Source organism: Cellvibrio sp. BR, assembly GCF_000263355.1.
Lineage (GTDB): Bacteria > Pseudomonadota > Gammaproteobacteria > Pseudomonadales > Cellvibrionaceae > Cellvibrio.
Map to the genome: position 1 here is coordinate 476968 of NZ_JH668201.1, position 19966 is coordinate 496933.

General features: G+C 47.1%; 13 protein-coding genes. All 13 read left to right on the forward strand.

Going from position 1 to position 19966, the window contains the following annotated elements:
- Positions 1-56 precede the first annotated feature (56 nt).
- The 13 genes from O59_RS07330 (at position 57) to O59_RS07390 (ending at position 19863) form a co-directional block, all read left to right on the forward strand.
- On the forward strand, positions 57-2501 hold the full coding sequence (locus O59_RS07330) for a flagellar hook-basal body complex protein (protein ID WP_007641102.1): 2445 nt from the start codon (positions 57-59) through the stop codon (positions 2499-2501).
- A 238-nt stretch (positions 2502-2739) separates the two neighbouring features.
- Positions 2740-3483: a flagellar basal-body rod protein FlgF gene (gene flgF, locus O59_RS07335; protein WP_007641103.1), complete on the forward strand. Its 744-nt coding sequence runs from the start codon at positions 2740-2742 to the stop codon at positions 3481-3483.
- Positions 3484-3551: 68 nt separating this feature from the next.
- The gene (gene flgG, locus O59_RS07340; RefSeq protein WP_007641104.1) at positions 3552-4337 is read left to right on the forward strand and encodes a flagellar basal-body rod protein FlgG; all 786 of its coding nucleotides are present in this window, start codon (positions 3552-3554) and stop codon (positions 4335-4337) included.
- A 13-nt stretch (positions 4338-4350) separates the two neighbouring features.
- Complete coding sequence (flgH, locus tag O59_RS07345; RefSeq protein ID WP_007641105.1) at positions 4351-5055, forward strand: flagellar basal body L-ring protein FlgH; 705 nt, start codon at positions 4351-4353, stop codon at positions 5053-5055.
- 123 nt (positions 5056-5178) lie between these two features.
- Complete coding sequence (locus tag O59_RS07350; protein ID WP_050977029.1) at positions 5179-6249, forward strand: flagellar basal body P-ring protein FlgI; 1071 nt, start codon at positions 5179-5181, stop codon at positions 6247-6249.
- A complete protein-coding gene (flgJ, locus tag O59_RS07355) occupies positions 6250-7470 on the forward strand; it encodes a flagellar assembly peptidoglycan hydrolase FlgJ (protein ID WP_007641107.1) in 1221 nt (406 codons plus the stop codon).
- A gap of 4 nt (positions 7471-7474) precedes the next feature.
- Positions 7475-10240, forward strand: coding sequence for a flagellar hook-associated protein FlgK (gene flgK / locus O59_RS07360; RefSeq protein WP_007641108.1), 2766 nt, complete (start codon positions 7475-7477; stop codon positions 10238-10240).
- A 103-nt stretch (positions 10241-10343) separates the two neighbouring features.
- Positions 10344-11921 carry a flagellar hook-associated protein FlgL gene (gene flgL / locus O59_RS07365; protein WP_040391694.1) on the forward strand — a complete coding sequence of 526 codons (1578 nt, stop codon included), beginning with the start codon at positions 10344-10346 and terminating at the stop codon, positions 11919-11921.
- Between the two features lie 201 nt (positions 11922-12122).
- Positions 12123-12449, forward strand: a complete 327-nt coding sequence (locus O59_RS07370) for a flagellar protein FliT (RefSeq protein WP_007641111.1) — start codon at positions 12123-12125, stop codon at positions 12447-12449.
- Between the two features lie 216 nt (positions 12450-12665).
- Positions 12666-14405 carry a flagellin gene (locus tag O59_RS07375; protein WP_007641113.1) on the forward strand — a complete coding sequence of 580 codons (1740 nt, stop codon included), beginning with the start codon at positions 12666-12668 and terminating at the stop codon, positions 14403-14405.
- A gap of 65 nt (positions 14406-14470) precedes the next feature.
- Positions 14471-14863, forward strand: a complete 393-nt coding sequence (locus O59_RS07380; protein ID WP_007641115.1) for a flagellar protein FlaG — start codon at positions 14471-14473, stop codon at positions 14861-14863.
- A 431-nt stretch (positions 14864-15294) separates the two neighbouring features.
- Positions 15295-17061, forward strand: coding sequence for a flagellin (locus O59_RS07385; RefSeq protein ID WP_007641128.1), 1767 nt, complete (start codon positions 15295-15297; stop codon positions 17059-17061).
- A gap of 150 nt (positions 17062-17211) precedes the next feature.
- Entirely contained in the window at positions 17212-19863 is a 2652-nt protein-coding gene (locus O59_RS07390; protein ID WP_007641130.1) for a CHASE domain-containing protein, read from the forward strand.
- Positions 19864-19966: the final 103 nt, after the last annotated feature.

The window sequence follows — 19966 nt, forward strand, 5'->3', positions numbered from 1 at the left end:
TGAGCCAAACACTTGGCACAGTATCAAAAATTAATTAACCCCGGGCGAGGTGTACCATGTCTTTTAATACAGCATTAAGCGGAATTCGCGCAGCTAATACCGATTTGCAGGTGACCGGCAATAATATTGCCAACGCCAGTACCGTTGGTTTTAAATCCTCGCGCGCTGAATTTGGTGACGTGTACACCAGTACGCTATTGGGGGGTGGTTCCAACACGGCAGGCAGTGGTGTAACCATTCAAAATATTCGCCAGCAATTTACCCAAGGCAATTTAAAATTCACCCAAAATGAATTGGATTTATCAGTAAATGGCGAAGGTTTTTTTGTCGTTGAAAAAAATGGTGAGCGTCTCTACACCCGCGCGGGTACTTTTGGTTTGGATAAAGACGGTTATATCGTTAACGGTACCGGTTCGCTATTGCAAGGTTTTGCTGCCGATGCAGATGGCAATGTGAGCGGTGTACTGGGCGACTTGCGGGTTGATGTGAGCTCACAGGCTCCGCGTCAAACCACTGGTGTGAACGCCTCTTTTAATTTGGATGCCAATGAAACCGTATTGGAAACAACTGGCCAGCGTTTTGCCACCAATGGCACCGGGGTCAATGAAGCACAGCGCGGGGCATTGGTTCCAACTACGGCATCTCTAAGCTTGGGCGTCGTTTCTACCACTCCTTCAATAGCTTTTGATGCAGCAAATACAACGGTATTTAGATTATCTCGTACAGATCCTATTACTAATGTTACAGAGTCTGTTGATCTGGTCCTTAATTCTGGAACGGCATCCTCTCCGACTGGCCTTGCAAACCTAATAAATTCAGCAAATTTTGATTCTGTCAATCCAGTTAATGTTGAGGCATTTGCAAATTCGGTAACTGGAGAAATTGGGTTCCGTGATTTGGCCAGTGGAGTCGACTCAACCATTGCTGTCACCCTCAACCCTGTGGCAGTTCCGCCGATTCCGCCCTCTAATCCGCCTGCAGGTGGATCAAATCCTTTAACAAATGCGATAAATCTAGTGAGTACGGCGCCGGGGGTTAGGCACCCTTCGCATTCTGATGGTATTCCAGAAGTTACCAACAACTATGGCTCTCATACCTTGGTAATTCGTGGTCCTAACGGTACTGATGTCACTTACATCAGCGAATACGGTGCCAGTGCCGATGAAACTGCTTCTGAGTTGAATTCACTCGCCGGTGTATCCGCAACAGCAAGTACCGAAGCGACACTCTTGGCCTCGACCTTCAGCAACAATGGCTCCTTCCGTATTAATGGTGTGAATTTGACCTCTACCGGTTTACCGGATATGACTGCCCTGCGTGATGAAATTAATGCTCTTAGTTCATCGACTTTATTTGGTATTAGTGCAGAGCTGGATGATGCCACACCCCGTAATTTACTTATCAGATCTGCTACAGGGCGCGATCTTGAGTTCAGTTTTGATGTGGGCGGCGGCAATGCTGAAATCCAGGGCAGCCAAGGTATACCGCAAGTCGTTAACGATGCGGTCAATGGGGTGAAAATTGGCGGTGAGGTCACCATCACCTTGCAAGAAGGTTACTCCATTGTTAGCAGTGAGCCGACGGTGCCAGTGTTTGGTGGCAGCTTGTTTGGTTCAACCAATGTGCCTAACTTTTTCACCGATATACCGATTAATGCTTTTAATCCGATTGATCAAAAAACCTTTAACCATGCAACAAATACTGTGGTTTACGACAGCTTGGGTAATTCGCATGTGATGCGTCAGTATTTTGTAAAAGAACCCTATGATCCTGCTGACCCCACTACATCACCCAACCACTGGACTATGTATGTACAAATTGATGGCCAGAACGTAGGTGACCCCGATCCAACTTTACCGTCACCACAGAATACCCAGCCAACTATGGCGTCGTTTAACATTCATTTCACTCCGGACGGTAACATCGACCCGTTCAGAACCGATGCAATGCTTATCTCCAACTGGACTCCAATTGGGGAGGATGGCCAGCCACTTGGCGGTCTTGGGCCTTTGAACGTATTGCAAGGTGGAACTATCCCAGTGGCTGAGCCGCCAGCAAGCTCGAATTTTCAAATCGATTTGTCAGGTTCGACTCAATTTGGCAGCGTATTTGCGGTGGAGGAATTGGATCAAAACGGGTACGCCACTGGTCGTTTGGCGGGGCTGGATATCAGCAATACCGGGATTGTGTTCGCGCGCTTCACTAACGGTGAAGCCCAGGTCTTGGGGCAGGTTGCACTGGCGAACTTCAGTAGCGTAGAGGGCTTGAAGCCAGTGGGTGACACCATGTGGGCACAAACCTTTGAAACTGGTGAGGCGATTATTGGTGCGCCGGGTTCTGCGCAGTTGGGGAATATCACCGCTGGTGCGGTGGAGGAATCCAACGTGGACTTGTCGGAGCAATTGGTGAATTTGATTATCGCCCAGCGTAACTATCAGGCGAACGCAAAAACCATTGAAACGGCAAACGCGACTACCCAAACGATTATCAACCTGAGATAACCCTAGCCCTTTACAATCAGTCACACCCCGGCGGCAAAGAGCGGAAGTTCTTTGCCGCTTCTTTTGCGGCAAGTTTTTCTTCGCTGTTTTACAGCTCCGTATTTCTATGTTTTTCCCTTTCATATCAAAGGCTTGCTAAGTATCACCAACTTGGCACCGCTCTTGCAAAACTCCTGATAACAACAAAACCGCCAAAAAACCAACGTTTGGTTTTTGGCCGTGAATTCAGGAGTAACCTGTGGACAGAGCCCTTTTTATCGCCATGACTGGTGCCAAGCACAACATGCTGGCCCAGGCTAATCGCGCCAATAATCTGGCAAACGTCAGCACCACCGGTTTTCGTGCGGATTTCGAACAGTCGCGCAGTATGGGTGTGTATTACGGTGATGGTCATCCCACGCGCGCCTATGCCATGACGGAATCCCCCCGTGCGGATTTCACCTCCGGCCCCATGATCGAAACCAATAACCCGTTGGATGCTGCGATTCAAGGCGATGGTTTTTTTGCCGTGCAGGCCCCCGATGGTACCGAAGCCTATACCCGCGCCGGTAATTTTGCGGTGGACGCAGCGGGCGTATTGCGCACCGCAAATGGTTTGACGGTATTGGGCGATGGCGGCCCCATCAATATTCCTGAAAATGAAAAAGTACAAATAGGCGCAGATGGCACGATTTCGATTGTTGGCCAAGGGCAAGGCCCGGAAGCCATGGTGGAAGTAGGGCGCATTCGTTTGGTGAATCCAGATATTCAACAACTGGAAAAAGGCGATGACGGTTTGTTTCGTCAGCGCGATGGTTTAAATGCCTTACCTGCGGCAGAAGTGACGCTGCGCAGCGGCATGCTCGAAGGCAGTAACGTCAATGCAATTGATGAATTCACTCAAATCATGAGCTTGGCGCGCCAGTACGAAATGCAAGTGAAATTAATGAAAACCGCCGATGAAAACTCGGCCGCGTCCACCCAACTGTTACAGATGTCCTAATTGTTTTTAGGTCGACATAGTAAGCGCGCTGTTATTTATTTTGCTGCGCTTCAAATGAGGAAAAGATTATGCACGCCGCCCTCTATGTAAGTAAAACTGGTTTGTCAGCACAAGATCGCCAGTTAACTACCATCTCCAACAACCTCGCTAATACCAGCACCATTGGTTTTAAACGTGATCGCGCCGTATTTGAAGATCTGCTGTATCAAAACCAACGCCAACCCGGCGCACAGCAAACTCAGGAAACGGAACTGCCATCGGGTTTGCAGTTGGGGGCGGGGGTGCGTGTCGTCGCCACACAAAAAGAATTTACCCAGGGTACCTTGCAAGTGACAGAGCAGTCGCTCGATGTTGCGATTGATGGTCACGGATTTTTACAGGTGTTACAACCTGACGGCACTATTGCTTATACCCGCAATGGCCAACTGCAAATTAATGGCGAAGGCCAATTAGTAAATGCCGACGGTTATTTATTAGAGCCCGCCATTATTGTGCCTGAGGGCGCTACCAAAATTACCATCGGCACGACCGGTACAGTAAATGCCTACACGCCCGGTGAGGTGGAGCCACAACAATTGGGCGACATTACCTTGGTGGATTTTATTAACCACTCCGGCTTGCAACCAATTGGCGGCAATTTATTTGTTGAGACTGTGGCCAGTGGTGCACCCGTGCAGGGAACGCCGGGCGAAAACGGTTTGGGTGTACTTAAACAAGGCATGTTGGAAAATTCCAACGTGGATATTGTGGAAGAAATGGTCAACATGATTACCACCCAGCGCGCCTATGAAATGAATTCAAAAGTCGTCTCTACCGCTGATCAAATGTTGCAATACATTACGCAAAATCTTTGATGAGTAATTAATCATGGCTGCGCAAATAAACAAGTCATATCGCTCACTCAAACTGGTGTTGGCCGCCAGCACAGTATTAGCATTGACCGGATGCTTCACTAACAAAAAACCTATGCCGGATGATCCGGCCTATGCGCCTACTATTGCCGCGAATATGCCGGTGCCCCAGCGCACGGAAGGCTCGCTCTATCAAGACGCTTATGGCCTGAATTTGTTTGATGATCGCAAAGCGCATTTTGTGGGTGACGTAATTACGGTAACGCTGAGCGAACGAACTGTTTCGCGTAAATCTTCCGGTGTAAATACCAGTAAAAATAGTGGTGTAGATTTTAATGCCGGCCCGCTTCTGGGGGTAAACCCAACCATTAAGGGGAATGAGTTAACAACCAACCTTGAACAGGGCAGAACATTTGATGGCAGTGCCGATGCCGATCAGAGCAATAGTTTACAAGGCAATATCACTGTGACAGTTGCAGAAATATTGCCCAACGGCAATTTAATTGTGCGCGGCGAAAAATGGATAACGCTTAATCGTGGCGATGAATTTATTCGCATTAGCGGCATAGTGCGCCCCGATGATATAGCGCCGGATAACACCGTGTTATCAACCCGCCTGGCCAATGCAAAAATTTCATACAGTGGCACCGGCGCACTGGCAAGCACGCAATCTATGGGGTGGTTATCGCGTTTTTTTAACAGCGAGTTGTGGCCATTGTAATTTCTGCCCCTTACCAGCAGGGCTTATGTAATCCAGTTTTATCGAGGTACTTTTATGCCCAGTTTTTTTGTTTCCAGCATCAAAAAAATTCCGCAGTATTTGGGATTTTCGGCGCTGACGTTGATGTTAGTGTTTAGTGCATCCAGCTATGCCGAACGAATTAAAGATATCGCCAGTGTTGCCGGTGTGCGCGCTAACCAATTAGTTGGTTATGGATTGGTGGTTGGTTTGGATGGCACGGGGGATCAAACAACACAATCACCTTTTACTACCCAATCCTTCAATAGCATGCTGAAGCAATTTGGTATTACCGTGCCGGAAGGCGCGCGTATGCAAATGAAAAATGTTGCTGCGGTGATGATCCAGGCCGAATTACCTGCGTTTGCAAAACCAGGTCAAACAATTGACGTCACAGTTTCCTCTATCAGTAACGCAAAAAGTTTGCGTGGCGGCAGTTTATTAATGACTCCATTAAAAGGGCTGGATGGAAAAGTTTACGCCATTGCACAGGGTAATTTGGTGGTTGGTGGTTTGAGTGCATCAGGTAATGACGGCTCAAAAATTACCGTGAACGTTCCCAGTGCCGGGCGTATTCCCAGTGGGGGCATGGTGGAGCGTATGGTGGAAACGAATTTTGCCGGCGGTCAACCAATTGTATTTAATTTGCATCGTGCCGATTTCACCACCGCCAATGCGTTGGCAAAGAGTATTAATGACATGTTGGGGCCAGATGTAGCACGCCCGCTCGATGCGGTGTCAATTATGGTGAATTCACCCGTGAATCCGGCGCAGCGTGTCGATTTTATTGCGATGCTGGAAAATTTAAATGTCACCATGGGCGAAGAAGTGGCGAAGGTAATTATTAATTCGCGCACCGGCACTATTGTGGTTGGCAAAAATGTCCGTGTATCGCCTGTTGCGGTTACTCACGGTAGCCTCACCGTGTCTATTGCGGAAAGTTTAACCGTGAGCCAACCCAATGCCTTGGCCGGTGGAACTACGGTAGTTGTTCCTAGCAGCAATGTGCAGGCTGATGAAGAAACTAACCCCATGTTCAAGTTCGCGCCAGGCGCCAACCTGGATGACATAGTGCGGTCAGTCAACAATGTGGGTGCATCTCCCAGCGATTTAATGGCGATTCTGGAAGCCTTAAAACAATCCGGCGCACTCAAAGCGGAATTAGTGGTGATCTAAATGTTACCCATCGATACCGGCATTAAAGTCCCGCAGGTGCAAGATAATTATCTTGACCCCAACTCGTTGAATTCCATCAAAGCGATGGGGCGCGACCGGGACCCTCAGGCAATTAAAGAAGTTGCCAAAAAGTTTGAGGGTTTGCTGGTACAACAAATGCTGAAATCCATGCGCGAAGCGAATGATGTTTTTAGTGACGGTAATTTTTTAGACAGCCAAACTACACGTTTTCATCGCGACATGCTCGACCAACAAATGGTGATCAATTTAACCAGCGGTTCTGGTATTGGTGTGGCGGATCATTTTTATCGCCAAATGATGCAAAACTACGGCAGTGCCATGCGCCCCGAAGCGGATGTGCAAAACAACACGCTAACAAGCTTGGACGCGCTGACTCCACGTGCAGCGAATAGCGCTGATACTGATGCTGTGAATTCACCCGATACTGATCTGTCTGCGGGTGGACCAGCAACGTCACTGGACGATTGGATTCAAGATTTTATGCGCATGAGTGACAACGTGCAGATGCAAGCACTGGGCGCTGCAGAAGAGCAGCAGCCTGTCATCCCTGCGATTAACTACGCACTTATTCCACAGTTATTGAATAAACCACAAGCGGCCACCCTGCGCGGTGGTCAAAAAGCCAGTATTAGTGCCACGCAGGAAAATTTTGTGCTGATGCTTAAACCTCACGCCGAAAAAGCGGCAGCAGAATTACAAATTAATCCGGATGTGTTGATTGCACAGGTTGCGCTGGAAACCGGGTGGGGCAAACACGTTATTCACGATCGTGCGGGCGAAAACAGTTTTAATCTATTCAATATTAAAGCGGGCAGTCAGTGGCAGGGCGATAAAGTCAATGTAAACACCCTGGAGTATCGCAATGGTATTGCTGCGCAAGAAAAATCAGATTTCCGTAAATACAATGATTACGCGGAGAGCTTTTCAGATTATGTGCGCCTAATGAAAAATAATCCGCGCTACGAAAAAGTATTGGCAACGGGCACAAATTCATCGGCTTATGCTGAGGCGTTACAGTCCGCCGGTTATGCGACCGACCCTTATTACGCGAAAAAAATTAAAAGTTTATTGAATAGTGATGCTATTAAATCACTGGATATTTCTGCTGCTGCAAAAGACCTACAAGCCGGTGTTTTGCAAACGAGCGCCCAGTCAGTTCTCTCTCTGGCGGCTACTACCGCCCGCCACTTAGCGGAGTAATGCTATGTCCGGTATTCTTTCCAATGCCATTTCCGGGCTGCAGGCCAGTCAAAATGCTTTGCGTACCGCAGGCCATAATATTTCCAATGCCAATACCCAAGGGTACTCGCGGCAGGAAGTGAATTATGTGACGCGCCCTGAGCAAATTGCAGGTGGCGCAGGTTACATCGGCTCTGGCGTTACCACAGCATCCATTGAGCGCGTGGTGAACGAATTTGTCACAACACAATTGCGTTCCGATACTTCTACTTATAATCAGTTAAATAAATACAGTTTAAATATTAGCAAAGTCGATAAATTGTTTGCCGAGGCAAGCACTGGTCTGTCTGGTTCATTACAGAGTTTTTTTGCTGCGTTACAGAACGGCGCTAATGACCCTGCATCTACGCCGGCGCGGCAGTTAATTATTACCGAGGCACAAAGCCTGAGTAGCCGTTTTAATAATCTTTATCAGCGAATGGCGGATATTGAAAAGAGTGTGAATGGTGAAGTTCGCACCGTTACCTCGCAGATCAATTCATTGGCAACGTCTATTGCGGAATTAAACCAATCCATTGGTGAAGCGGTGGCGTCTGGTGGTGGCAATCAACCCAATGATTTATTGGACAAGCGCGATGAAACTTTGCGCCAACTTGCAGAATTGGTGTCTATTCAGGTGGTAAAAGAATCCACCGGTGATTTAAATGTGTTTATCGGTAATGGCCAGCCATTGGTTCTGGGGGCTAGCTCAAGCTCATTCAGTGTGACCAATGACGGTCAGATACAATTGCGGGCTAACAGCGCGGTCATTGATATTACCGAGCAGGTTTCGGGTGGCCAAATTGGTGGCCTATTAAGTTTTCGCGATGAAGTATTGTCCCCGTCCATGAATGAACTGGGGCGAATTGCGATTTCAATGTCAGAAGAATTTAATAACTTGCAACAACAAGGTCTTGATCTGGATAACGATTACGGCCAAAAAATGTTTGTCGATATTAATGACCCCGTGAATGCGGTTAACCGGGTAAAACACAGCAGCGGCAATCAGCAGCCCTATGATCGGCAATTAAATGTAACTATTACCGATACTAATCAGTTAACCGCCAGTGATTATCGTTTTGATATTGTGCCTGGTACGACCAATTATGTTGTTACTCGTCTTGCGGATGATCAGGTGGTCAAACAAGGTGGTTTATCTGGCGCTTATCCATTTAGTATTGAGTTTGATGGCGTAAGCCTCAATTTAACCAGTGGCTCATTTCAAGGTGGCGATTCTTTTTTAGTACAGCCAACCCGTAACGGTTCGCAGGATATAAAAGCACTATTGCAGCGGCCCGAAGATTTAGCCTTTGCATCGCCTATTCGCACCGGTAGCGCCAGTAGCAACACCGGTAGCGGCATTGTTAGCAGCGGTCAGGTATTAAGTGTTGTCGATACAAACGGCAATATTTTGCCTGCCTTTGCCAACCCCGGCCAATTATCGCCGCCAATTATTATTCGCTTCACGTCGGACACCACTTACGATGTGTTGGATAATTCTGACCCTGCAAATCCAAAACATTTGAATCCGGTCATGCAGGATCAAGTGTTTGTACCCGGCACAACCAACAATATATTTTCGAGTGATCCGGGCGAAACCAGAATTGTAGGTGCTGGTGATCGCCTTGGTTTACCGGCAGATCGCAGCCCGCAAACTGTTGCAATAGGTGCTCCCGCACAAGGCAATGGTTATTTAGCGGAGCGGTTGAATTTTACGTTTACTGATCCACAAACCGGTTCCGTGACAGCGCGCAGTATAATTACCCAGTCGGGTGCATCAGCTATGCAGACGGCGGCGCAATTAAGCGCTTTACCCGGCGTCACTGCAAATGCTTACACCACGGCGACAATTACCGGTATTAATGTTGCACCCGGTGATTTTGCAGTACCTATGCAGTTGCGTATTAATGGTGAAGCGATAATTCAAGATGATGGCGCATTACCAACGCCCGCATTTTTAAGTACCGTGCCTGATCCGAATCTCAGTGAAGCGGATTTCAATGATTACCTTGCCGAGCAAATTAACGCAAATCCCAATTTAAATGCGCTGGGAATTCGCGCGCAAAGTTCTACCAATCCGCTAACTGGCGCACCTGAGCTGAGGTTGTTTGCGGCGTCCGGTGTGGATCTGGATATTCGTTTTTCAGCGGCAAGCGCAACCAGTAGTATTCAGGTTAATGACAGTTCGGGCAATCCTAATCAGACATTAACCAGTGCCGGTGTAGGGCAGGAGAGTGCAATTACTGTGGGTGGCAGAATTGATGTCACGCTTGCGTCGGGCATTGAAATGTCCCCTTCTATTTCAAGTAGTCCTTTGTTTGGTGACAGTAGCTCTGCCACATTTGTACAATCATCGTTCCTGGGTTATCAAGTAACGCTTACCGGGCAACCTAAAGCTGGCGATGTTTTTACTGTGGGTTTTAACACTGATGGTAAAAATGATAACCGCAACGCGTTGGCGATGGTGGCAATGGAAACAAAATCCACTATGCAAAACGGTAGCCTTAGTTTCGCGGAAGGTTATGGCAAATTAGTGGAGGAGGTCGGCACCAAAAGCAGTCTTGCTAAAATTAACACCGAAGCCAGCATTAGTTTGTTAGAACAAAGCCAAACGATGCGCGATAGTATTTCCGGTGTAAACCTGGATGAAGAAGCTGCGGATTTAATTCGGTTTCAACAACTTTATGGTGCGAATGCGCAGGTAATTTCGGTCGCTCGCGAGTTGTTTGATACCTTGTTGAATGCCCTTTAAAAAAAGGGCCCTGTGAATGCAGGTATTCACAAAAGCAAAAAGTTGGATTGATTTGTGCATTGCCAATGATAAGCGGCAAAAATTGTAAGCACAGGGTATTGGTATGCGTATATCTACTTCGCAAATTTACAACATAGCAACACTCGGCATGGGACAGGCGCAATCGGCTGTCACTAAAACCCAGGAGCAAATGGCTACGGGTAAACGAGTATTGTCTCCTGCGGATGATCCGGTAGCGGCAACTACTATTCTAAAATTAAATCAGGAATTGGCGCGTACCGAACAATACAAAAAAAATATCGACGTGGCCGATAATAGTTTGAGTTTGGAAGATTCAACCTTGCAAACAGTTGTGGAACTAATGCAACAAATGAATGTGCTGGCGGTTAAAGCCGGTAACACGGCGGTATTGACCGCTGCCGATTACAAATCCATTGCTGCCGAAGTCGACACGCGAATTAGTGAGTTAATGAACTTGCAAAATACGCGCAATGCTTCTGGTCAGTACATTTTTGCGGGCTATCAAGGCGATACTCAACCCTTCGTTAATAAGGGTGGCGGCAATTTTGAATACCTGGGCGATGAAGGCCAGTTATTTCTGCAGGCCTCTGCTTCTGTCAGTGTGGCAGTGAGTGACTCGGGCAAAAAAGTATTTGTAGATATTCCCAGTGATCACAATACGGTAAACACTTCTGCCAGTAGCAGCAATCGCGCACTGCCTGCATCAGTAGTCAGTGTGGGTCAAATTGTCGATCAGGAATTGTTTGACAGTTTTTATCCCGAAGACATGGTTATTGCATTTAATGCCAACTCTGCGGTTGTTCCTAATGGTCCTAATTACACCGTTACTGAACGCAGCACTGGCAAAGTGCTGGTGGCGAATGCGCCTTACGTTTCCGGCGAAGAAATTAATGTAATGGGTGTGAGCCTCAGTATTTCCGGTTCACCAGTTGCTCCTACACCCGCCAGCTTGCCATTTAACTTTGATGCGGCTGCAGCGCCAATCGATTTTTCTGCCAACCCTACAACCTTAAAGATTTCTGTCGGTGGCAGGTCAGAAACTCTGGAATTTAACAGCTTGCCCGTCGTAAATAACGTGGCAGATTTTGCCGCTATGTTAAATGCAGCGCCCAATGCCGCTAAATTGGCAAACCTTGGTTTAACGGCCAGTGCGACAGGGTTCGTGTCGGCTAATGGTATGAACATTAGTGTGCAAGGTGGTAATCCTGCACTGCAAAGTGCGACAGGCCTGACAACCATGGCGGGCGTGGTTTCAACCAACGGTAAAGCGGGCGATTCTTTTTTTGTTGAATCTACCGATAAGCAAGGTTTGCTTACAACGCTGTCACGTTTCAGTGAGGCTATGAAAAGTGTAAAAGACACACCCGAAAGCAAAGCATTGCTGAGTGATTTGGTTGCCAAAACCTTGAGTAACCTGACTAACTCTATTACTAATGTTGTTTCAGTACAGGGTGAAGTGGGGGCTCGTCAGAACACTCTGGAAAGTTCGCGTGATTTGAATTTGGATGTAAATTTGTTTGTTCAGCAAGAATTAAAAAGTGTACAGGATCTGGATTACGCAGAAGCCTCTATTCGTTTATCGATGGAAACTCTGGTGCTCAATGCTTCGCAGCAGAGTTTTACCAAAATAAGCCAGCTCAGTTTGTTTAATTACCTGTAGCGCAAGTGTTATGGGTTAAACATTTGTCGGAAGTCGCTGCGTTCTTCCGACACACCAATCATCTGCTTTCCAGCACCCATCTCAATCATCCCTCTTTAATGTTTTCCAACCACCCATTTAAATTTTGCTAATCTTTGTAGATGGCGTTAGGCTTCGCTTATTAAACCAACTTATTGTATTCCCTAGGTAAAGAGCTGTTTTATGGATATTGAGACCTTGTTAGATCCTCTCTCTCGCGCACTCAGCCAGTCCCAAGCACTGCTGTCATTGGCAGAGGCGGGCGATTGGGATTCCTTTGAGACATTGGTGCAGCAGCGCCAGCAGGGTTTGTTATCAATTAATGATGCTGAATACCTGCAATCGCTGGCGCAGGCGGATTTGGAACCTCAAGCCGCACGCATGATTGAAGAAATCCAGACTATTAATAAGCGTTTATCCGAGCTGGCTGAAATTAGTCGTGAGCAAGTGGCGTCAGAATTGCGTCAAACTAATCGCGCCATGAAGGCAATCGATGCTTATGGTCGTTAATTTGACGTTTTTCTGCTTTTATATAACCTTCCGCAATAAATTCTGTTAATTACCGCTGTAAATATTTTGTTTAAGCCATAAAAAAAGATTAAAGCAACTCCAGGATGTGTCGATAACCTTGTTAGAAGTGCTGATTAGTAAGTTTGTCTCAGGCTTCATCAACAGACTTGTTATCGCAGTGATACTGCACACAGACATTAATCCAGGAGATTAATCATGGCTTTAGTAATTAACAGCAATATCGCCTCCATCAATGCGCAACGTCAATTGATGAACTCAGGCAACGCACTTGATCGCGCTACCGAACGTTTGTCCTCTGGTAACCGTATCAACTCCGCAAAAGACGACGCCGCTGGTTTGGCGATCGGTAACCGTATGACCTCTCAGGTTCGTGGTCTGGATCAAGCCATCCGTAACGCTAACGATGGTGTATCCATGATTCAAACCGCAGAAGGTGCTCTGCAAGAATCTACCAACATCTTGCAACGTATGCGTGAGCTGTCGGTTCAGTCTGCGAACGGAATCTATAACGATTCAGACCGCGAAACTTTGAATGCTGAGGTTCAGCAGCTCAAAACTGAATTGGATCGTATTGCTGAGACTACTTCGTTCAATGGCAGAGCATTGCTTGATGGCTCAGTAGGTACCACCGCTCTCCAAGTCGGCGCTCTACAAAATCAAACTCTTGATGTAACTATTGGTTCTTTTAGTACTTCATCAATGGGAGGCAGCAGCGGAAGTATCGTCGGAGAGGCGACTGCAAACGGTTTAACAGATCTACAATTCACTGCAGTTAACTCGTTAAAAGTTAACGATACTCAACTTTCAGCAATTTCAGCAACAGGTCAGACCCTGAATACCTCATTAGCAAGTATTAACTCTGACCTGGAAGGTAAGGGAGCCGTTGCGTCTTCCTTAGTGGATATTGAAGCGACCTCTGTGGGCACCGGTGTATTGCGCGCAGGTACTGATAGTTTGACTCTTGCGGTTGTTGATGGTGACGGTAATACACAGAGTTATGTAATTTCTGGTACCAATAGCATGGAAGAGCTTGTTGCTAAAATTAATGCTGATACATCTATTGAAGCTTCATTGAACGACAAGGGTAGACTGGTGTTGTCTGCTGAAAATGTCACTAGTATTACAGTGACCGATAACACTACCAACAATGCCGCTACTGGTTTGGCGGATGGCGCAACTAACTTTTCATTGGTGTTCTCTGATACAAGTGCTGAAAAAACTGGCGTTAAAGTAGAGGGTGTTGGTACTTATCTAACAACTGCAGCTCTGGCAGTGGGTATAGATGTTCAAGATGCTAACGGTAATATTACCGGCCAAGCCGCTACAGTCGGAACCGTAGGTACCACATTGAAAGATGGGGATATTCTGATTAACGGTGTTGCTATCGGAGATGTGTTATCCGGTGCAAGTGTTGCAGCTACAGCAACAAATACGATCAAGGCAATCAATGATGTGTCAGCGCAAACAGGTGTTGTGGCATTCTCCAACGCCACTGCAGGTTCAATCAGCTTGCGTTCTACTAATGGCGATGAAATCTCAATTAAGTATGGCGACAATGCTACTGCTGCCAGTGTAATCGCTTTCACTGGATTACAAGAGCGTAATGCTGCTTCAGGTACTGGCTCTGTTGCAAGTATCGATGTTTCAACTGCTGCCGGCGCCCAAAAAGCAATCGGTATTATCGACAAAGCCATTGACCAAGTAAGTAGTACCCGTGCAGACCTTGGTGCGATTAACAACCGTTTGGACTTCACCGTATCAAACCTGGCGAACATCTCTGAGAAAACTTCTGCTGCTCGTTCACGTATCAATGATGCTGACTTTGCCGCAGAAACTGCAAACCTCAGCCGTTCACAAGTATTGCAACAAGCGGCGACTGCGATGTTGGCTCAGTCTAATGCACGTCCACAACAAGTACTGTCACTGTTGAGATAAGGTGGTAGCTTCCTTCAAAGTTAGCCCTCTGGCTAACTTTGAAGGTGTGTTCTAGTGAGGACTTTATGATGAATGAAATCACTAAAATCGCAGCGGGACCGGCACCGGTGAAACCAGTGCCGGCTTCGTCGTTGGCGGGCACTGTGCAAGGTCAAAAAACCGGCAATGATTTGCCGCCGGTTGCCGAAGCGGCAAAACCTGTAACCACTGAAACCGTCAATTCCCAAGCGGTACAAGAGAAAGTGCAGGCCGCCGTTGCACAGATGAACGAGTATATTCAGTCCACCCAACGTGACTTGAATTTTACTTATGATCCAGGCTCAGGTGAAACGGTTGTGAAAGTATTGGACAGGAGTACGCAAGAAGTTATTCGTCAAATTCCCGATGAAATATTTCTGCGTTTGGCACAGCAACTCACACCCGATGAGCCAGTTAGCTTGATTAGCGCGCAGGCTTAAAAACGCTTTTAAATCATTGATTTATGGCTTTTTAAGCGATTTTGGAAATATTGTGTTTTAAAAAAAGAGCAGCATTCGCTGCTCTTTTTTTTTGAGGTTTTTTTTGAATATTTTTTCCGCAATTATTATTTTTTAGTCGTTTTTTTATTAAGCACACTACCTAAAAAATGTTGTTTCCCTCGCTTGAATAATTGTTCCCGCCGAGGCTGTTTTTTATGGCCTAAATCGCTTGATTTTTTTCTTGGCACAGTCTGTGCAAAAGCCCACTTAGGCGACCCGTATAGAAATCCTGTTGGTATCCATTTCTTACCAGTCTTGCCACGAAGTTCTCACAAACTGAGCAATTTATTTGCCGCTGTTTCTGGGCTTCATCAGTCGGCTTGTCACAGCACACGCAACTGTGAACAGGAACAATCATTAGGAGATTTATTATGCCTTTAGTCATTAACACCAATGTCGCTTCCTTGAATTCACAGCGTCAATTGATGAACTCTGGAAACGCTCTTGATCGCGCTACCGAACGCTTGTCCTCTGGCCAGCGTGTTAACTCCGCCAAAGATGACGCTGCGGGTCTCGCCATTTCCAACCGTATGACCTCGCAAATCCGTGGTTTGGATCAAGCTATCCGTAACGCAAATGACGGTGTGTCTCTGGTTCAAACCGCAGAAGGTGCTTTGCAAGAAGTAACCAATATTCTGCAGCGCATCCGCGAACTTTCAATCCAGTCTGCGAACGGTATCTATAACGATGACGACCGCAAAACATTGGATGCGGAAGTGCAACAGTTAAAGCTGGAAATGGACCGTATTTCAGAGACTACATCATTCAATGGCCAGAAGCTGTTGGATGGAACCTTGGGTGAAACCTTCTTGCAGGTGGGCTCTCAGGCAAATGAAACAATGGAAATTGCCATTGGTTCATTTAATACCTATGCGCTGGGCGGCTCGTCTGGCGATATCGTGGGTGAGCCTGCAACACCTAACGGTGCTCCACCGGCCAACCACTTGGCGGAGATCGATGCGCTGACAGATTTGACGGCAGGTGATTTACTGATTAATGGCACTGCTATTGACCCGGTCACTACCGCCACTAATTTGAATGAAGCATTAGCAAGCATAAACTCGGATTTGGAAGGTAAGGGCGCTGAAGTTGCGTCTCTGGTTCAAGTCACTGCCGATACTGCCGGTTCAGGTGTGTTGCGTGCGCCAGACGAAACTCTTGAACTGACTTTGGTCGATGGCAATGGTTTGTCGCAGGTTTATACCATTACCGGCACCAACAGCATGAAAGAGTTGGTGAATAAAATTAATGCTGAAACTGCTATCGAAGCGACTGTGGATGCTAGCGGTAAGTTAATTCTCACCGCACCGGGTGCGTCATCAATTACTGTGGATGAAACCGCAACAACCGGTAACCCTTCAGGCTTGGCTGACGGTCACACTAACTTCTCCTTGGTGTTCAATGACACTAGCGCCGATCGTTTAGGCGTGACCATTGAGTTGGGGGCAACTGCTGGTGCTGATGCACGAGTGTCTGCATTAGGCGTGGATGTACAGGATGCTAACGGCAACTTGTTAGGTGCTGCAGTCACTGCTGCTGGTGGCGCTCCAGTGTTGCAAGAAGGCGATTTAATTATCAATGATATCCCGATTGGTAAAATTACAGCCGGGACGTTGGTGGCCGACACGATTGCGGAAACTATTCGTGTTATCAACTTATCGTCCGATCAAACGGGTGTTGTGGCGTTTGCTGGCGGTACTAACCAAATTTCTCTGCGCTCTGCCAATGGCGAAGAAATCGCTATCAAGTATGGTGATACAGCGACCGCAGTAGATGTAGTTGCCATCACTGGTTTTAAAGAGCGTAACGATACCGCCGGTGTGGGCAGCGTTGCCAGCATCAAGATTGACACTTACGAAGGCGCCCAACGTGCAATCAGTATTGTCGATAAAGCGTTGGAACAGGTGAACGCCACCCGTGCAGATCTGGGTGCGGTGAATAATCGTCTGGATTTCACAATGTCCAACCTGGCTAACGTATCTGAGAAAACCTCTGCCTCCCGTTCGCGTATCATCGATGCAGACTTCGCTGCAGAGACCGCCGCCCTGAGCCGTGCTCAGGTATTGCAGCAGGCGGCCACGGCGATGTTGGCTCAGTCCAACGCGCGACCAGAACAGGTGTTATCACTGCTCAGATAATAATTTTTCTGGTAGTTTTTCTGCCCGTATAACAAAAACCGCAGCTTGCTGCGGTTTTTGTATTTCTACAGGGCGTAAATAGCCTGAATAAACCGATCAGAGGCAAATAATCAGCTAGCATTAACGCAGGTATCCTTCCGGTTTTTAAACATGGCTTTATCTTCCCCTCATAAGCTTGCCTCTCTGATTTTGCGTATCGTTTTACTGACGCTGGTGTATTTGGCCAGCGGTTGGCTTTCATTGTTGCTGGCTATTCCCCCGGGTTTTGTGAGTGGCATATTTTTGCCCTTGGGGATCTCTTTGGCGGCTTTGCTTATTTGGGGGAATCCGCTGGTTATTGGTGTGCTACTTGGTTCGACCTTGCTGAATATTGGTGTCGCTTTGGCGGATGGACAAACCCTCACCAGTGGGGTTGTTGGGGTTGGTTTTTTTATCGCGTGTGGCAGCAGTATCGCTTGTTTGGTTGGGGCCTGGCTTATTCGCCGTTTTGTTGGTTTTCCTAATCATTTAACAGACGAACGGGATATTTTTTTGGTGTTTATCCTTGGCGGGCCAGTAGCGGCCGCCATTAGCGCGAGTATCGGTACGCTGGTTCTGTTTGCTTATGACATTATTTCGATAAATCAAATTATTTTTAGTTGGGGAACCTGGTGGATTGGTGATGCTATAGGGGTGCTTATTGCGGTGCCCTTGATGTGTGTATTTTTTGCTGAGCCCCGCTATTTTTGGCGAAATCGGCGCGCCACTGTGGGTATCCCTTTGGTTGTTAGTAGCTTGGTTGTGGTGATAATTTTTATCACTGCCAGTAACAACGAACAAAAAAAAATGGAGGTGCAATTTCGGCAGGAGGCGAGTTTGATTGCTGCTGCCGTAGAAACCACTCTGGGTTCGGTGGAGCAGATCCTCGCGACCTTGGGAGGGTTATTTATTGCGTCACAAGATGTTACTCGCGAAGAGTTTATCGCTTATGTGGATCAGGTTATTTTAAAAAAGCACGGTGTATCGGGCTTTTCCTGGAATCGTTTGCTTGCACACGATGAACGCAGTGAGTTTGAATCCAATATGCGCGGGCAGGGCTTTGATAATTTTGTCATTCGTGAAGCAACTTCTGATGGCAGTTTTACTACCGCACCGGAGCGTGATAGCTACGTTGTTATCACTTATATAGAACCATGGGAGCAGGGGCGGGTTATTCACGGTGTGAATGTTGCGGCAGATCCTGAACGCTTTGACGCAATTGAGCGCGCGGCGAAGACCGGCGAGTTGGCTATGACCAAGCCTTTGCAGCTGTTGCAGGACAAAACCTATTCGCCGGCGATAATTGCGTTCTATCCGGTGTTTAGTTTGGCTTATTTGAAACCCGAAGTAGCTGCAAATAAGCCGATGCTTATGGGGTATGCGACGGCCATTGTGCGCGCTAACGATTTAATTACCGCTACTTTATTGCCCTTTGCTTCTGCGAATTACAACCTGATTATTACTGACATCACCCAAGCGACAGACCCCTTACGGTTTTACACCAAGGGGCAGGTGGCCACACCTGCCTATGCTGATAATTTAATCCTTGAGGATGAAGTCACATTAGGTGGGCGGCGCCTGCAGATTCGTATCGCACCTACACAGTTTTTTTTGACGAGCAAACAGGGTTTGGAGTCGTGGTTTGTATTGGTAGGTGGTTTGCTGTTCTGCAGTTTATTGGGTGGTTTTTTGTTGCTGATATCAGGGCGTACCCAACATATTCACAATCTCGTTGAGCAGCGCACGCAAGAACTCGCCGCTATTTTGGAAAGTGCCGCTGAGGCAATTTTAGTGGTGGACAGCAGTGGTGTAATTGAAAAGGCCAACCCGGCTGCTGCGATACTGTTTAACTATTCGTTAGAAAACCTTGAGCAATTACAGATCGCAGATTTAATCCCCTCTCTGTCTGATTTGTCGGGTGCTGCGCTTTTTTCTTCAGTTGTGGAAGGCGAAAAAGAGCGTGTTGCGCGGCGCAGTGACGGAGTGAGTCTGAATGTTGAACTCAGTATTAGCCCGGTGGATATTAAAGAGCGATTATTTTTTACTTTTATCATTCACGATGTCACCGAGCGTAAAAAGGTTGAACAACTTAAAGCAGAATTTATCTCCACCGTCAGCCATGAATTGCGCACTCCATTAACGTCCATCAAAGGTGCATTGAGCGTGGCGCTGAATGGTGGTGTTGGTGTTTTGGATGAAAAGCTGGCACAGCTCTTGTCTATTGCGGCAACCAATGCGGATCGCCTGTCGCGTTTGGTTAATGACATTCTGGATATCGATAAACTGGAATTTGGTAGTGCCAATTTAACCATTGATGTGCATGAGGTGTATCCACTCTTAAAGCAGGCTGTGGAACAACACCTTGCTTATGCGGAGCGTTATGCTGTGCATTTGCAGCTCGATCTGCCCGATGAATCTTTAATAGGGCTCAAAGCAAAATTAGATGGTGATCGTTTTTTGCAGGTCATGTCCAACCTGATTTCCAATGCGATCAAATTTTCTTATCAGCATAATCCTGTGCAGATCCGCATGACCAAAGAAGCGCATCGCATTCACATTGAGGTAATTGATAAGGGGCAGGGAATACCTGCGTCTTTCCATCAGCGTGTATTTACCCGTTTTGCCCAGGTGGATTCATCGGATACCCGTAAGCGGGATGGCTCAGGCCTGGGGTTGAGTATTACCAAGGCGTTGGTTGATCGTATGGGTGGTACAATTGACTATGTGTCCGAGGTAGGAAAAGGCACTACTTTTTATATCACTTTGCCCATTTATAACGATTGATTTAATGGGCCTATTGTTCGTGCTGGCCTGTTTTATGCTTTGTTATTAAAAATCAGGTTTTTTGAGAAATAGCGGCAAAACCGGCTAAAGTTTACCCATTCGT

What these genes read in the sequence shown, in the direction of transcription:
- flgJ (WP_007641107.1), top strand. Translation starts at nt 6,250, where the DNA reads ATGTTACCCATCGATACCGGCATTAAAGTCCCGCAGGTGCAAGATAAT.
- O59_RS07390 (WP_007641130.1), top strand. Translation starts at nt 17,212, where the DNA reads ATGGCTTTATCTTCCCCTCATAAGCTTGCCTCTCTGATTTTGCGTATC.
- flgH (WP_007641105.1), top strand. Translation starts at nt 4,351, where the DNA reads ATGGCTGCGCAAATAAACAAGTCATATCGCTCACTCAAACTGGTGTTG.
- flgL (WP_040391694.1), top strand. Translation starts at nt 10,344, where the DNA reads ATGCGTATATCTACTTCGCAAATTTACAACATAGCAACACTCGGCATG.
- O59_RS07330 (WP_007641102.1), top strand. Translation starts at nt 57, where the DNA reads ATGTCTTTTAATACAGCATTAAGCGGAATTCGCGCAGCTAATACCGAT.
- flgK (WP_007641108.1), top strand. Translation starts at nt 7,475, where the DNA reads ATGTCCGGTATTCTTTCCAATGCCATTTCCGGGCTGCAGGCCAGTCAA.
- flgG (WP_007641104.1), top strand. Translation starts at nt 3,552, where the DNA reads ATGCACGCCGCCCTCTATGTAAGTAAAACTGGTTTGTCAGCACAAGAT.
- O59_RS07375 (WP_007641113.1), top strand. Translation starts at nt 12,666, where the DNA reads ATGGCTTTAGTAATTAACAGCAATATCGCCTCCATCAATGCGCAACGT.
- O59_RS07385 (WP_007641128.1), top strand. Translation starts at nt 15,295, where the DNA reads ATGCCTTTAGTCATTAACACCAATGTCGCTTCCTTGAATTCACAGCGT.
- O59_RS07380 (WP_007641115.1), top strand. Translation starts at nt 14,471, where the DNA reads ATGATGAATGAAATCACTAAAATCGCAGCGGGACCGGCACCGGTGAAA.
- O59_RS07350 (WP_050977029.1), top strand. Translation starts at nt 5,179, where the DNA reads ATGTTAGTGTTTAGTGCATCCAGCTATGCCGAACGAATTAAAGATATC.
- O59_RS07370 (WP_007641111.1), top strand. Translation starts at nt 12,123, where the DNA reads ATGGATATTGAGACCTTGTTAGATCCTCTCTCTCGCGCACTCAGCCAG.